The 14,638-nt window shown below is 41.1% G+C and carries 12 protein-coding genes; 11 read left to right on the top strand and 1 reads right to left on the bottom strand.

Translation table 11 applies throughout. The annotated features are described in order from the left end of the window. Positions 1 to 38: 38 nt before the first annotated feature. The 11 genes from proC to BUA96_RS00930 all read left to right on the top strand — a co-directional run bounded on the left by proC (position 39) and on the right by BUA96_RS00930 (position 13,386). Complete coding sequence (gene proC / locus BUA96_RS00980) at positions 39 to 839, top strand: pyrroline-5-carboxylate reductase (RefSeq protein ID WP_072979412.1); 801 nt, start codon at positions 39 to 41, stop codon at positions 837 to 839. Further along, positions 839 to 1,972, top strand: a complete 1,134-nt coding sequence (locus BUA96_RS00975) for an aspartate aminotransferase family protein (protein WP_072979410.1) — start codon at positions 839 to 841, stop codon at positions 1,970 to 1,972. The genes proC and BUA96_RS00975 overlap by 1 nt, the downstream gene beginning before the upstream one ends. Before the next feature lie 59 nt (positions 1,973 to 2,031). Then, positions 2,032 to 2,982, top strand: a complete 951-nt coding sequence (locus BUA96_RS00970; RefSeq protein WP_072979408.1) for an N-acetylornithine carbamoyltransferase — start codon at positions 2,032 to 2,034, stop codon at positions 2,980 to 2,982. Between the two features lie 9 nt (positions 2,983 to 2,991). Then, a complete protein-coding gene (gene argB / locus BUA96_RS00965; RefSeq protein WP_072979405.1) occupies positions 2,992 to 3,768 on the top strand; it encodes an acetylglutamate kinase in 777 nt (258 codons plus the stop codon). Then, a complete protein-coding gene (locus BUA96_RS00960) occupies positions 3,768 to 4,832 on the top strand; it encodes a M20 family metallo-hydrolase (protein ID WP_072979403.1) in 1,065 nt (354 codons plus the stop codon). The genes argB and BUA96_RS00960 overlap by 1 nt, the downstream gene beginning before the upstream one ends. 61 nt (positions 4,833 to 4,893) lie before the next feature. Beyond that, positions 4,894 to 6,192: an argininosuccinate lyase gene (argH, locus tag BUA96_RS00955; protein ID WP_072979401.1), complete on the top strand. Its 1,299-nt coding sequence runs from the start codon at positions 4,894 to 4,896 to the stop codon at positions 6,190 to 6,192. Positions 6,193 to 6,376: 184 nt separating this feature from the next. Continuing rightward, entirely contained in the window at positions 6,377 to 6,748 is a 372-nt protein-coding gene (locus BUA96_RS00950) for a hypothetical protein (RefSeq protein ID WP_072979399.1), read from the top strand. 152 nt (positions 6,749 to 6,900) lie between these two features. Next, positions 6,901 to 7,983, top strand: coding sequence for an efflux RND transporter periplasmic adaptor subunit (locus tag BUA96_RS00945; RefSeq protein ID WP_072979397.1), 1,083 nt, complete (start codon positions 6,901 to 6,903; stop codon positions 7,981 to 7,983). 25 nt (positions 7,984 to 8,008) lie between these two features. Beyond that, positions 8,009 to 11,215, top strand: a complete 3,207-nt coding sequence (locus tag BUA96_RS00940) for an efflux RND transporter permease subunit (RefSeq protein ID WP_072979395.1) — start codon at positions 8,009 to 8,011, stop codon at positions 11,213 to 11,215. Next, positions 11,196 to 12,647 (top strand): TolC family protein, encoded by a 1,452-nt coding sequence (locus BUA96_RS00935; RefSeq protein ID WP_072979393.1) that lies wholly within the window; start codon positions 11,196 to 11,198, stop codon positions 12,645 to 12,647. The genes BUA96_RS00940 and BUA96_RS00935 overlap by 20 nt, the downstream gene beginning before the upstream one ends. Positions 12,648 to 12,858: 211 nt before the next feature. After that, entirely contained in the window at positions 12,859 to 13,386 is a 528-nt protein-coding gene (locus BUA96_RS00930; RefSeq protein ID WP_072979391.1) for an SRPBCC family protein, read from the top strand. A gap of 114 nt (positions 13,387 to 13,500) precedes the next feature. On the opposite strand, the gene leuB is transcribed toward BUA96_RS00930, so the two are convergent. Further along, entirely contained in the window at positions 13,501 to 14,616 is a 1,116-nt protein-coding gene (leuB, locus tag BUA96_RS00925) for a 3-isopropylmalate dehydrogenase (protein WP_072979389.1), read from the bottom strand. Positions 14,617 to 14,638: the final 22 nt, after the last annotated feature.

Raw genomic sequence — 14,638 nt, 5'->3', positions numbered from 1 at the left:
CGATAGTCGAAGGGCGGAAATGAAAAATCTTATTAATTATGAAAATAGCAATCATAGGTACAGGTAATTTGGGGCTTTCAATAGCTAAAGGTTTAATTACCAATAATGCAATCACTTCTTTGTACATGACGCGCCGTAATCCGGCTGGGATTGAGTCCTATGCCGAATATAAAAACGTGTTTGTGACTTCAGACAATGTTGAGGCGGTGCAAAAATCTGATATTTTGATTTTTGCGGTACAACCTGCGCAGTTAGGTTCTATTTTACACGATATCAAAAACGAATTGACTGATAAGCATGTACTGATATCAACGATCACAGGGTATCAAATTTCGCAGATAGAAGATATTGTGGGAACTGACCAGTTCATCATTCGCGCGATGCCGAATACAGCGATTGCGGTTGGTGCATCGATGACGTGTTTGGCGAGTAACGAGAAAGGAATGAAGCGTATCAAGATCGCCGAAGCTATTTTCAACAGATTAGGAAACAGCTTGATCATTCCTGAAAAACAAATGCAAGCAGCAACGGTAGTTTGCGCCAGCGGAATCGCATTCTGGATGCGCTTAATTCGCGCAACAACACAGGCAGCGATTCAGTTAGGTTTTGATGCTAAAGAAGCACAAGAATTAGCGATGCACACCTGTAACGGTGCTTCCAAATTATTGATCGATTCCGGAAACCATCCAGAAGAAGAGATCGATCGTGTAACCACGCCAAAAGGTTGTACCATAGAAGGCTTGAACGAGATGGAGCACAAAGGCTTGAGTTCGTCGTTGATTCAAGGGATGGTTGCATCTTTCAATAAAATTAATGTTATAAAAACAGACCAGAAATAATGAGTTTATTTGATGTTTATCCACTTTATGATGTGACACCCATTAAAGCTCAGGATGTCTGGGTTTATGATGCTGCACCTACTAAATATTTAGATTTATATGGTGGTCACGCGGTGATCTCCATAGGTCACGCACATCCTAAATATGTTGAAAATCTTACCAAGCAATTGGGCGATATCGGCTTTTATAGCAATGCGGTTAAAAACCCATTACAGGAAGCTTTAGGCGAAAAATTACCGCTTCAGGCTAATTGTCCCGGCTATCAATTATTTATGTGTAGCAGTGGGGCTGAGGCTAATGAGAATGCGTTGAAAATGGCATCTTTCGTTACCGGAAGAAAAAAAGTAGTCGCTTTTCACAACAGTTTCCACGGAAGAACTTCAGCAGCGGTTGCCGCGACCGATAATCCTAAAATTGTCGCACCAATTAACGCACAGCAAGAAGTTGAATTTTTACCCTTAGGAGATTTGGACGCTTTAGCTGCAGTTTTAGCAAAAGGTGATGTTTGTGCGGTAATCGTGGAGTTTATTCAAGGTGTTGGTGGTTTAGATATCAGCACTGCTGAATTTTATGAAGGCGTTGATAAACTATGCAAGGAAACCGGAACCTGCCTTATTGCAGACGAAGTTCAGGCAGGTTTTGGCCGTACCGGCAAATTCTTTGCTTTTCAAGAATATAACGTGGAGCCTGAGTTGATCTCGATGGCTAAAGGAATGGGGAACGGATTTCCGGTTGGAGGAATTCTAATTCACCCTTCGATCAAAGCAGAATACGGAATGCTGGGGACCACCTTTGGTGGAAATCACTTAGCGTGTACCGCAGCCTTGACCGTTCTTGAAGTTTTAGAAGAAGAAGATTTGATGACACACGCGTTACGCGTTTCTGATCATTTTAAGGCAAAAACTACAGAAATTCCGCAGATCAAAGCGGTAAAAGGGCGCGGTTTGATGCTAGGTATTGAATTTGATTTTGATACGGCAGCCTTACGCAAAAAGCTGATTTACGATCAGCATATTTTTACAGGAAGTGCAAAAAATAAAAACTTGATACGCATTCTTCCACCATTAACGGTTCAGAACGAGCATATCGATCAGTTTTTTGAAGCACTTAAAATAGAATTAAACAACTTATAATAACTATAACTCTAGCAGAGATTTCGGCTGCTAACTAACACTTTGACAGGAATCAACTAATGAAAAAATACACCGGTTTAGACGACATTACAGATCTACAGGAATTAATCGCCGAAGCACGCGCGTTAAAAGCGAATCCATATGCATATGAACATTTAGGAAAGCGCAAGCGCCTGGTGATGCTGTTTTTCAACTCGAGTTTGCGCACGCGTCTAAGTACAGAAAAAGCAGCAAGCAATTTAGGAATGGATGTTACGGTGATGAACTTCAACAGCGACGCTTGGAAGTTAGAATTTGAAGACGGCACAGTGATGAATGCAGACACTTCTGAGCACGTGAAAGAAGCGGCCAAAGTGATCTCTCAATACGGTGATGTGATTGCGGTACGTGCTTTCCCAACGTTGACTGATAAAGCCAAAGATGAGTCAGAATACGTGATCTCTAACTTTGTAAAATACGCCACAGTACCGGTGGTCAATATGGAAAGTGCAACGGCGCACCCATTACAGGCCCTGGCAGATGCTATTACCATCACGGAGCTCTCTCAAAAGAAAAGGCCAAAAGTGGTCCTGAGTTGGGCGCCTCACCCTAAAGCATTACCGCATGCGGTGGCCAATTCGTTTATCGGGATGATGCAAAAAATGGATGTTGAGCTTACCGTTACGCATCCTAAAGGTTATGAACTGAGCGACGCTACGATGAAGGATACGCCTGTGGTTTATGATCAAGATGAGGCCTTAAAAGATGCAGATTTTGTCTATGTCAAAAACTGGAGTAATTACGAGAATTACGGTAAAGTTTTGGCAACTGTAGATTCGCACAGCAGTTGGACGATTACCGACGAAAAACTGGGCAATGCCAAATTTATGCATTGTTTGCCGGTGCGTCGCAATGTGATCGTTGCAGACGAAGTTTTAGACGGAAAGCAATCTGTAGTGATCGAGCAGGCAAACAACCGTACGTTTTCTGCGCAGGTGGTTTTGAAGAAGATATTAGAGAACCTGAATTAAAAGCCGAAAATGAAAAAGCTAAACATCGTCAAAGTAGGCGGGAACATTATCGAGAAAGAAGAAGATCTTCAGTCTTTTTTAGATGCTTTTGCAGCGCTTCCGGAGCCGAAGATTTTGGTGCACGGTGGCGGAAAGCTAGCGAGTCAGCTGGCTGAGCGGTTAGCAATTCCGGTGAATATGGTGAATGGTCGTAGAATTACCGATGCCGAAACGGTTGAAGTAATCACGATGGTTTACGGAGGAAAAGTGAACAAAAGCATCGTCGCCGGTTTGCAAGCCAGAAACTGTAATGCGATAGGATTTTCGGGAGCTGATGGGAATACGATCTTGTCTGTAAAAAGACCGGTTAAGGAAATCGATTTTGGTTTTGTGGGTGACGTGGTAGCGGTAGATTCAGAGATGATCGATAAGCTTTTGAGTATTGGGATCACCCCAGCATTTTGTGCGATCACACACGACGGAAATGGGCAATTATTCAATACCAATGCAGATACGATCGCGTGTGAATTGGCACGTGGACTTTCAGCAAACTATGAAGTTACGTTGAATTATTGCTTTGAAAAGAACGGCGTTTTACTCGATATTAACGACGATACTTCAGTAGTGAAAGACATTGATTCAGCCAAATATGCTGAATTCTTAGAAGAAAAAATAATAGCAGACGGAATGCTTCCAAAAATGGAAAACTGTTTTTACGCTTTAAAAGGCGGTGTGCAGCAAGTACGTTTAGGAAAGCCCGAAATGCTACACCATAAAGATGCTAATTTTACAACCTTAAGACTGTAATGAATAGAGAGCAACTTACACAGGAAGCGATTGAGCTACTTAAAAAATTGATCGCAACCCAATCTTTTTCTTCCGAAGAAGAAGGTACCGCTGCGATAATTGAAGCTTGGTTTAATGCGCACGATATTCCTTTTAAAAGGCAGGCCAATAATATCTGGGCAACCAACAAAGACTTTCAAGAAGGCAAAACTACATTGCTGCTTAATAGCCACCACGACACGGTGCAGCCTAATAATGGGTATACACGCGATCCGTACAGTCCGGATGTAGAAGATGGTAAACTATATGGTTTAGGGAGTAATGATGCAGGTGGGTGTTTAGTTTCGTTAATCGCAACCTTTACCTATTTCTACGCGCAGGAAAATCCAAAATACAATTTGGTTATTGTGGCCAGTGGTGAAGAAGAAAGCAGTGGTCCCAATGGTTTGAATAGTATGCTTAAGGTGATTCCGCCGGTTGATGTTGCAATCGTGGGTGAACCTACCTTAATGAATCTCGCAGTTGCTGAAAAAGGTCTTGTGGTGTTTGACGCCAAAGTGAAAGGAACGCCTTCTCATGCAGCGCATCCTAACGATAACAATGCGATTTACAATTGTATTGAAGTTTTAGAATGGTTTAAGAATTTCAAATTTGAAAAATCTTCAGATGCGTTGGGCGATGTAAAAATGACCGTTACGCAGATCAAAGGAGGGAAGCAGCATAACGCGGTTCCGGCAGATGTGGAATTGGTTGTTGACGTGCGCGTGAATGATGCGTATTCCAATAAGGAAATAGCCGATTTACTTCAGGAAAAAGCGCCGTGCGACGAGATCATTCCGCGTAGTTTGCGATTAAATTCTTCTTCAATTCCTGTAGATCACGATTTGGTTAAAGCCGGCATTGCGCTAGGAAGAAGTACTTACGGTTCGCCAACACTTAGCGATCAGGCGGTATTGAGCTGCCCTTCGCTTAAATTGGGTCCCGGTGACAGTACGCGCTCGCACAGCGCTAACGAATTTATCTATGTAAATGAAATCGAAGAAGGAATCGAAATTTATATAGATTTGCTGAAAAGTATACTTTAAGATTTCCGCCTTTGCGGAATAATTAGATTCCTTATTTCTAGGGAATGAAAACACACGAGATATGAAACTTTGGGACAAAGGTGCCGATATAGATACTAAGATCATCGATTTTACGGTGGGTAACGATCGTGAGATCGATGTGCATATTGCTAAATATGATGTGCAAGCGACACGCGCGCACGTAAAAATGCTGAATAAAATAGGTATTCTTACCGATGAGGAATTAAAAAGTTTGCTTCCGCAGCTTGATATTTTAGAAGCGCATACGCAAAATCCGGATTTCTTTATAGAGCCTGAATATGAAGACATTCATTCTAAACTAGAAGCAGAATTAACGCTTATTCTTGGCGATACCGGTAAAAAAGTACACACGGCGCGCTCGCGTAACGATCAGGTTTTGGTAGCGCTTCAGTTGTATTATAAAGAACAATTACAGCAAATTAAAGCGCGTACGGTTTCTTTATTTGAAACCTTAATGCATCTTGGTGAAAAGCATAAAGATAAGTTGTTGCCGGGTTATACGCATTTACAGGTCGCAATGCCTAGCAGTTTTGGTCTTTGGTTTACAGCGTATGCTGAGTTATTGATCGACGATGTAATATTGATCAATGCGACTCAGGATATTGTTGACCAAAATCCACTGGGTTCTGCGGCAGGTTACGGAAGTTCGTTTCCTATAGATCGCCAGATGACGACCAAAGAATTGGGTTTTGCCACAATGAAATATAACGTGGTTGCAGCGCAAATGGCGCGCGGTAAAAGCGAGCGTACACTGGCTTCGACCTTAGGAAGTTTAGCCAACACACTGTCTCGTTTTGCGATGGATGTGTGCTTGTATATGAGTCAGAATTTTGGCTTTGTGAGTTTTCCGGAGCATCTTACTACGGGAAGCAGTATTATGCCGCACAAAAAGAATCCTGATGTTTTTGAGTTAATTCGTGGTAAGTGTAATAAGATTCAATCCTTAAGTACCGAAATGGTACTAATTACTAATAATTTGCCCAGCGGGTATCACAGAGATTATCAGTTGTTGAAAGAAAATACGATAAGCGCGGTTGAGACCATCAAGGACATTTTAGAGATCTTTGATTATGCGATTGGTCAGGTGATCGTTAAAGAAATTGACCTGAACGATGAGAAGTATAAATACCTGTTTACTGTTGATAGTATTAACGATCTCGTAGTAGAAGGTAAATCATTTAGAGAGGCATATCAACAGATTGGAAGCCAAGTACAAGACGGGACGTACAAGCCTGAGGCCGGAAAAAATCATACCCACATAGGTAGCATTCATAATCCGGGATTTGCCGAAATTAAAGCTAAAATGCGCAAAGTTTCCACCGCTTTAGATATCAAATAGCATAGCGTAAGCTTTTAAGCTAAAAAGTGGCATAAAGTTATTTTTATGCCACTTTTTTTATGAGATCACTTTAAGTTTTGATTAAATGCTAAGAAAATGATTTTTCTTAAAACTTTTCGTTTACAATTTTTGGTGGTTTGCTAAGTCTTCTGTTAATTTTGTCTCGTCTTAATTCAAAGAACATATGAAGTTTCTTTTTTCATTTATTGTATTCCTTGCTGGCTTTGTGCAGCTTTCAGGTAGTTCTTACCTGCCGGCTGATTCGGCAATGCAATCCAATGCTTTTGAAGAAACCTTAATCAATGACTTGAATCAACCACATTTTGACGTGGTTCACAGTCAAAACTTAGAATTAAGAATCGCAGAATTTGAAATTGAAGAAAGCGATCGTTCAATTTCTAAAGCAAGCCAAAGCCTTGCAACCGCAGTCCTCGCTACACAGACATCTGTTCCAAGATGTTTTTACTTTAAATACAAATATTTAAAAACTAAAGCGCGTTCTTCTTTAAGCGCTTCAGTAAAGCCATACCTTTTATTCCAGGTATTTAGACTTTGATTTAAACTTTTAAGCCCACATTGTTTGGGCTAAACCTGTTTCAGTTTTTTGGTGCCTCACACTTAGCCAAGAAGCCGAGACATTCCTATGTTTTTTCCGTTCGGGAAAAGCTTTTAAATCCATTTAATTTTTTAAAGTAAAATTCACATCACATGAAAAAGATTCTCATGATGTTGGGCTTGGGGACTATGTTGTTCCACGTAAGCTGCAAGTCAGAACACCACGAAAAGGAAGAAGAAACTACCTTTTATGTTACTAATCCTATGCGAAAGGATACCGTAATTACAAAAGATTATGTTGCCCAGATTCACTCAAGTCGTCATATTGAATTACGTGCTCAGGAGCGCGGGTATCTTCAGAAAATATTTGTTGACGAAGGTCAATCCGTAAAAAAAGGACAGCTTCTTTTTCAAATTATGCCGAAGCTTTATGAAGCAGAAATGCAAAAAGCAAAAGCCGAAGCACAATTTGCCAATATTGAATATCAAAACACTAAAAAACTCGCCGATAGCAATGTGGTTGCACCTAACGAACTAGCAATGGCTAAAGCGAAGTTAGAAAAGGCTAATGCAGAGCTTGCGCTATCCCAAGTACATCTTGAATTTACTCAGATACGAGCACCATTTGACGGGATCGTTGACCGCTTTCACGTGCGTTTAGGTAGTCTGGTAGATGAGGGCGAATTACTCACCAATCTTTCAGATAACAACATTATGTGGGTTTACTACAATGTTCCTGAAGCGGAATATCTTGATTATAAAGCTGCGCTGAAAGATGCTACAAAACCAGAAGTTGAATTGCTTATGGCAAACAACAAATACTTTGGTCACAAAGGTATTGTAGAAACCATTGAAGCCGACTTTAATAACGAAACGGGTAATATTCCTTTTAGAGCTACTTTCCCTAACCCTGACGCGCTACTACGTCACGGAGAAACCGGTAATGTACACGTTACTATTCCTTTAGAAAATGCGCTTTTAATTCCACAGAAAGCAACTTTTGAAGTCCTTGACAAGAAGTACTGTTATGTGATAGATGACGAAGGCGTCGTTCACTCTAGACAAATTACCATCGCTGAAGAAATGCCGCACTTGTATGCTGTGAGCGATGGTCTGAGCACCGATGATAAAATTCTTCTTGAAGGATTGAGATTGGTAAGAGAGAATGATAAAGTAGAATATGAAGTAGAAGAACCTAGTGAAGCTATGGCTGAATTAGCTCTTTACGCTGAGTAAGCACTTCTTCTAAAAAAGGAAAATAATGTTTAGTAGATTTATTCACAGACCCGTATTTGCGATAGTAATTTCGATTATTATCGTGTTTATAGGTTCGCTCGCGATCAAGCAGCTGCCTATATCACAGTTCCCGCAAATCGCGCCTACCACGGTAAATATTTTTATTGCGTATCCCGGTGCAAGTGCAGATGTATTAGTAAAATCAACCTTAGTAACCTTAGAGAATTCGATTAACGGGGTTCAAGGAATGCGTTATATGGCTACCGATGCTACCAGTGCAGGGGAAGCCACGCTTAGAATCATTTTTGAACCCGGTACAGATCCTAACCAAGCTGTGGTGAGGGTCAAGACCAGGGTTGACCAGGTGATGCCCCTCTTGCCCGAATTGGTTCAGCGAGAAGGGGTAGTGATTACACCCATACAGCCTAGTATGTTGATGTATGTGAACCTGTACTCTAAGGAAAAAAGTATGGATGAAAAATTTCTGTACAACTATGCTAACGTAAAAATGATTCCTGAGATCAATCGTCTAAAAGGGGTTGCACGGTCTCAAATTTTAGGAAGCCGTAGATACGCAATGCGTGTTTGGTTAAATCCAGATCGTATGCGTGCTTATGATGTCTCAGTTGATGAAGTGATGGAAGCGATGCAGGAACAAAGTATCGTGGGACGTCCCGGACGCTTGGGACGAAGTTCTGGTATAGAGGCGCAGTCTCTAGAATATGTGTTGACGTATAAAGGCCGGTACAACGAGCCTGAACAATATGAAAATATCATTATTAGAGCCAATTCTGAAGGGGAAAGCATTCGCCTGAAAGATATTGGTAAAGTAGAGTTAGGAAGTGAATTCTTTGATATCTACTCCAACTTAGATGGTCATCCTTCTGCGGCGATCGTATTGAAGCAAAACTACGGAAGTAACGCCAGTGACGTTATTGATGAAGTAAAAGAAAAGCTTGAAGAAATGCGCGCTGATTTCCCTCCAGGAATGGACTATAAAATCAGTTATGATGTTTCTAAATTCTTAGATTCTTCTATAGAACAGGTAATAGACACCTTACGTGATGCCTTTATTTTAGTTGCCTTAGTAGTATTTATATTCTTAGGAGACTGGCGCTCCACGTTAATCCCTATCATCGCGGTGCCGGTCTCTTTAATTGGGGCGTTCTTTGTCATTCAGTTCTTTGGCATTTCGATAAACATGGTGACGCTGTTTGCGCTCGTACTGGCTATTGGTATTGTGGTGGATGATGCGATTGTTGTCGTCGAGGCGGTGCACGCCAAGTTTGAAGAGCATCCGCATATATCGCCGTATCTCGCCGTTAAACAAGTTTTGGGTGAAATAAGTGGAGCGATTATAGCGATAACCGGTGTAATGGTTTCGGTATTCTTACCTATATCATTTATGTCTGGTCCCGTAGGAACCTTCTATAGACAGTTCTCGATTACTATGGCGAGTTCCATTGTGATTTCAGCATTGATCGCGTTGACGCTGACGCCGGTATTGTGTGCAATGCTGTTAAAGAATAACCACGGACAAGAGAAGAAGCGTAATCTCTTTACACGTGCGCTGGATAAATTCAATAGTGGTTTTGATAAACTTACCGGTAAATACGTTGCAGTACTGAAGCGTATCGTAAGCAGAAGATGGTTAACCTTCGGAATTTTGATTGCTTTCTGTATTGGTATTTTCTTAGAAAGTCAAGTGCTTCCGTCAGGGTTTATTCCTAGTGAGGATCAAGGTACGATCTATGCGATCATTCAAACACCTCCGGGAGCAACATTAGAGCGAACCAATAAAGTTTCGCTTGAACTTCAGAAAATCGCTGAAGAAGTTGACGGGATCGAGTCGGTTTCTTCGCTTGCAGGTTATGAGATTATGACCGAAGGTCGTGGTTCTAACGCAGGTACGTGTTTGATCAACTTAAAACCTTGGTCTGAGCGTGAGCACGATGTTACCAAAATTATGGAAGAGCTTGAGGAGAAATCAAAAGGGCTAGGTGCCATAATTGAATTCTTTGAACCGCCTGCCATCCCTGGTTTTGGTTCTTCTGGTGGATTCTCAATGCGTTTGTTAGATGAGAATACGGAAACGGATTATCAAGATTTTGATAAGGTAAACCAAGAGTTTGTAGACCATTTAAAAGCGCGTAAAGAACTCACCGGTGTATTTACCTTCTTTGCGGCAAATTATCCGCAATATGAGCTGGAATTCAATAATGATCTTGCTATGCAAAAAGGTGTTTCTATTGGGAAAGCTATGGAAAACCTAAACATTATGATAGGTAGTACCTACGAGCAAGGTTTTATCAAGTTTGGTCGCTTCTTTAAGGTCTATGTACAGTCTGATCCTAAATTCAGAAGATTGCCTTCAGATGTGCTCAATATGTTTGTGAAGAATGAGGATGGCGAAATGGTTCCGTATTCTGCATTTATGACCCTTAAGAAAACACAAGGGCCTAACGAGGTAACGCGTTTCAATATGTATAATTCTGCGGCAATACGCGGTCTACCGGCTCCCGGATATACGACAGCAGACGCGATTGAAGCAATTCGTGAAGTAGCAGCGACAACCTTACCCAAAGGATATGACATTGGCTGGGAAGGTCTTTCTTATGACGAGGCTAACCGCGGTAATGAGTCCGTTTATATTTTCTTGATTGTATTAGTCTTTGTGTACTTTGTTTTAGCTGCACAGTACGAATCCTTTATCATTCCGTTATCGGTAGTGTTCTCGCTTCCGGTTGGGGTATTTGGATCATTTATGGTGCTTAAAATGATGGGACTACAGAATGACATTTATGCCCAAATTGGTCTCATAATGTTAGTAGGTCTTTTGGGTAAAAACGCCGTGCTTATTGTAGAATTTGCAGTATTAAAACGCTCTCAGGGTGCCACGATACTCGATGCTGCGATAGAAGGAGCAAAGGTGCGTTTCAGACCTATTTTAATGACTTCGTTTGCCTTTATCGCCGGTTTGATTCCGCTGTTATTAGCATCAGGAGCAGGAGCGATTGGTAACCATACGATTGGTGCTTCGGCATTAGGCGGAATGTTATTCGGTACTATTTTCGGGGTGATTATCGTGCCCGGATTGTACTTCATTTTTGGCTCTCTCGCAGACGGAAGAAAATTAATTAGAGACGAAGAAGACGGTTCTTTAACCGAAGGCTTTGTACACGAAATAGATAGTTTTTCAAATTCAGAAGAAGATGATCAAGAAGATAAATAAAACGCAATTTTTATATACCGTAATGGTGTTGTTCATACTGGCATTTTCTGCCTGTAAAGCACCAGGTTTAGCAGAGCGGGAGGTCGATTTAAAGGACCTCCCACAAAGCTATACCAACTATGCGGTGACTGATACGACCAACACTGCTTTGATACACTGGAAGCAATATTTTACAGATCCTTATTTAACTGTGCTTATAGATTCTGCTCTGGCAAACAATCAGGAGTTGAATATTATGCTACAAGAAATTGCGATTTCAAAAGCAGAGATCAAAGCAAAAAAAGGTGAGTATTTACCCTTTGTAGGCTTTGGTGCTGGTGCCGAAACTGAAAAAGTTGGTAGATATACAAGTCAGGGAGCTAATGATGCCAACACAGATATACGACCGGGAGAAGAATTCCCGGAGCCTTTGCCTAATTATGATTTCGGACTCAAAGCAACTTGGGAATTGGATATCTGGAAGAAACTACGCAACGCAAAAAAAGCAGCCGTCTTTAATTATTTGTCGAGCGTAGAAGGTCGAAATTTTATGGTTACGCAGTTGGTAGGCGAGATCGCTGAAAACTACTACGAACTTTTAGCACTCGATAATCAGTTAGAAATTTTAAACCGAAATATTGAGATTCAGAATAATGCGTATCGAATCGTGCGACTTCAAAAAGAAGCTGCACGTGCCACAGGGCTTGCGGTGAGTAAATTTGAAGCAGAAGTATTGCACACTAAAAGTTTGCAGTTTGATATTCAGCAACGCATTGTAGAAGCTCAAAACCGAATCAATTTTCTGGTGGGTCGCTTTCCGCAGCACGTTGCCCGCAGTTCTCAAGATCTGATGGCAATGAAACCTGCGGTTATTCAATCTGGAGTTCCCGCGCAACTCTTAGAGAATCGTACTGATATTAAGCAAGCTGAATTAGCGCTTGAAGCGGCTAAGCTTAATGTAAAAGTGGCAAAAGCACGTTTTTATCCTTCGCTAGGTATTTCAGCCGGAGTAGGTTTTGAAGCGTTCAACCCGAAGTATTTGCTAGACACTCCGGAGTCTTTATTGTACTCAATTGCCGGAGAGTTGACAGCGCCTTTGATCAATAGAAACGAGATCAAAGCAGCGTACGCAGGTGCTAATGCAAAACAAATTCAGGCGGTTTATGATTATGAGCAAACCGTGTTGAATGCGTATATAGAAGTGGCTAACCAACTAGCTAAGGTTGATAATTTAGAACAGAGTTTTGCGCTGAAGTCGCAAGAAGTAGATGCCTTAAATCGTTCGGTGAATATTTCAGGGCAGTTGTTCTCTTCGGCAAGAGCTGATTATATGGAAGTTTTAATGACGCAGCGCGATGCGTTAGAATCTAATTTTGATTTAGTGGAAACTAAAATGGCTCAAATGAATGCCTATGTGCATATGTACCAGGCGCTAGGTGGCGGCTGGAACTAGTTTTTAGTTAGTGTTGAGGTTGTTTGCATCGCTTCTTTTGATATCGGAAGCGTGCAAACTAGAAACCGCCCGGTGGTGATGTCCCGGGCGGTTTTTTATTGAAATCAATTAAGACACAAAATATCGTTTTGGGAGTGGTTGTTTAAAAAAGTTTGAGAATTACATTTAAAATTTTTCTACTTTAGTCTGTAGCAACCTCAAACAACCTGATATGTTATTCGTCTATATCCTCATCGGAATTTTAGTTTTAATCGCTATTCTGCATTTGACCGCCAAAAAGCAATATGTAGTAAAGCGTGATATCAACATTCAAAAACCAGCAGATAAAGTTTTTGAATATTTAAAGTATTTAAAAAATCAAGATCATTGGTCTCCTTGGAGCCGAAAGGATCCAGATATGAAGAAAGTCTATGAAGGGGTAGATGGTACTGTGGGCTTTGTTTCTAAATGGGATGGAAATAAAGAAGTAGGAAGTGGCGAACAAGAGATTACAGGGATCATTCCCGGTAAACGTATAGAAAGTCAGTTGCGCTTTATTAAACCTATGAAAAGTACCAGCGATGCGTGGTTAGCGGTAAGCACACCTAATCCCGGGATAACTAACGTAGCTTGGGGTTTTAGCGGAAAGAATAAGTTTCCCTTTACAGTGATGACGTATTTTATGAGTATGGATAAAATGGTAGGCAAAGACTTTGAAGCCGGACTCAAAAATCTAAAGGAAATTCTCGAGGATAATTAGGAATCTGACACTGAACAAAAAAAAAGCGACCCAACAGGTCGCTTTTTTTATTCTAATATTTCAGGTCTAACATCTCAGATCTAGGATCTAATATCTTCTACCTAAAATCTATTCCTAGATAATCGTGCTTTGTCCCGCGTGAATGTTTCTAAAATTACGATTAGAATCTTCAGGATGTGTGATGTAGTCAGCAATAAAGTCACCCACCTTGGTCGTGCTGTAGGGTTTTTTAGGATTGATATCGCCAGTAGTGATACCTAACTCTAATGACTTTTCTACTGCTTTTTCGATAGCGTCTGCTTCTTTTTGCAGATCAAGATGGCGTAACATCATTGCTGCAGAAAGAATAGAAGCCAGCGGGTTAGCAATATTTTTACCAGTAGCTTGAGGGAATGAACCGTGAATAGGCTCAAACATTCCTACAGTGCTTCCGATAGATGCAGAAGCCAATAGCCCGATGGAACCACCAATTACCGATGCTTCATCAGAAATGATATCTCCAAAAAGATTTTCGGTTAAGATCACATCAAACTGACTCGGATTTAAGATCATTTGCATCGCTGCGTTGTCCACAAATAAAAAGTCGAGTTCTACATCATCATATTCTTTAGCGATCTCGGTAACGGTTTTACGCCATAAACGCGAAGTTTCTAATACATTTGCTTTATCTACAAGCGTTAATTTTTTTCTTCGGTTTTGTGCTTCTTTAAAGGCAAGATGCGCAATACGCGTGATTTCTTCAACAGAGTAGGAGCAACCATCGCTTGCTACTTGTCCGTCTTCGCTTAATTCTTTTGATCCAAAGTAAATTCCGCCGGTGAGTTCGCGATAGATAGAAATATCAGTCCCGCTGATGATCTCTTTTTTCAACGGAGAATTTTCGATCAAGCGCTCGTAAGCTTTTACCGGTCTGATGTTACAGAATAGACCAAGCGACTTACGCAGCTTTAATAAACCTTGTTCAGGTCTAACTTTTGCTGAAGGATCATTGTCATATTTAGGATGACCAATGGCACCAAAAAGTACCGCATCGCTTTCCTGACACAATTTGATCGTATCTTCAGGAAGCGGGTCTCCCGTCTCGTCAATAGCGCAAGCGCCTACCAGCGCTTTGTTAAATTTAAATGTATGATTGTAAACGTCTGCGATCGCATCAAGCGCCTTCACGGCTTGCTCAGTGACCTCAGGACCAATACCGTCTCCTGCTAAAAGTGCTATATCAAATTTCATAAGTGCTACTTTATCGTTTATT

This window comes from Leeuwenhoekiella palythoae (assembly GCF_900130045.1).
GTDB classification, from domain to species: domain Bacteria; phylum Bacteroidota; class Bacteroidia; order Flavobacteriales; family Flavobacteriaceae; genus Leeuwenhoekiella; species Leeuwenhoekiella palythoae.
The sequence above is the reverse complement of the archived record's forward strand: the minus strand, read 5'-3'. Positions and strand labels throughout refer to the sequence as shown.

Bases quoted from the DNA above. Each gene is read 5' to 3' on its own strand.
- argH (WP_072979401.1), top strand. From the start codon at position 4,894: ATGAAACTTTGGGACAAAGGTGCCGATATAGATACTAAGATCATCGAT.
- BUA96_RS00945 (WP_072979397.1), top strand. From the start codon at position 6,901: ATGAAAAAGATTCTCATGATGTTGGGCTTGGGGACTATGTTGTTCCAC.
- BUA96_RS00960 (WP_072979403.1), top strand. From the start codon at position 3,768: ATGAATAGAGAGCAACTTACACAGGAAGCGATTGAGCTACTTAAAAAA.
- BUA96_RS00950 (WP_072979399.1), top strand. From the start codon at position 6,377: ATGAAGTTTCTTTTTTCATTTATTGTATTCCTTGCTGGCTTTGTGCAG.
- argB (WP_072979405.1), top strand. From the start codon at position 2,992: ATGAAAAAGCTAAACATCGTCAAAGTAGGCGGGAACATTATCGAGAAA.
- BUA96_RS00940 (WP_072979395.1), top strand. From the start codon at position 8,009: ATGTTTAGTAGATTTATTCACAGACCCGTATTTGCGATAGTAATTTCG.
- BUA96_RS00975 (WP_072979410.1), top strand. From the start codon at position 839: ATGAGTTTATTTGATGTTTATCCACTTTATGATGTGACACCCATTAAA.
- leuB (WP_072979389.1), bottom strand. From the start codon at position 14,616: ATGAAATTTGATATAGCACTTTTAGCAGGAGACGGTATTGGTCCTGAG.
- proC (WP_072979412.1), top strand. From the start codon at position 39: ATGAAAATAGCAATCATAGGTACAGGTAATTTGGGGCTTTCAATAGCT.
- BUA96_RS00935 (WP_072979393.1), top strand. From the start codon at position 11,196: ATGATCAAGAAGATAAATAAAACGCAATTTTTATATACCGTAATGGTG.
- BUA96_RS00970 (WP_072979408.1), top strand. From the start codon at position 2,032: ATGAAAAAATACACCGGTTTAGACGACATTACAGATCTACAGGAATTA.
- BUA96_RS00930 (WP_072979391.1), top strand. From the start codon at position 12,859: ATGTTATTCGTCTATATCCTCATCGGAATTTTAGTTTTAATCGCTATT.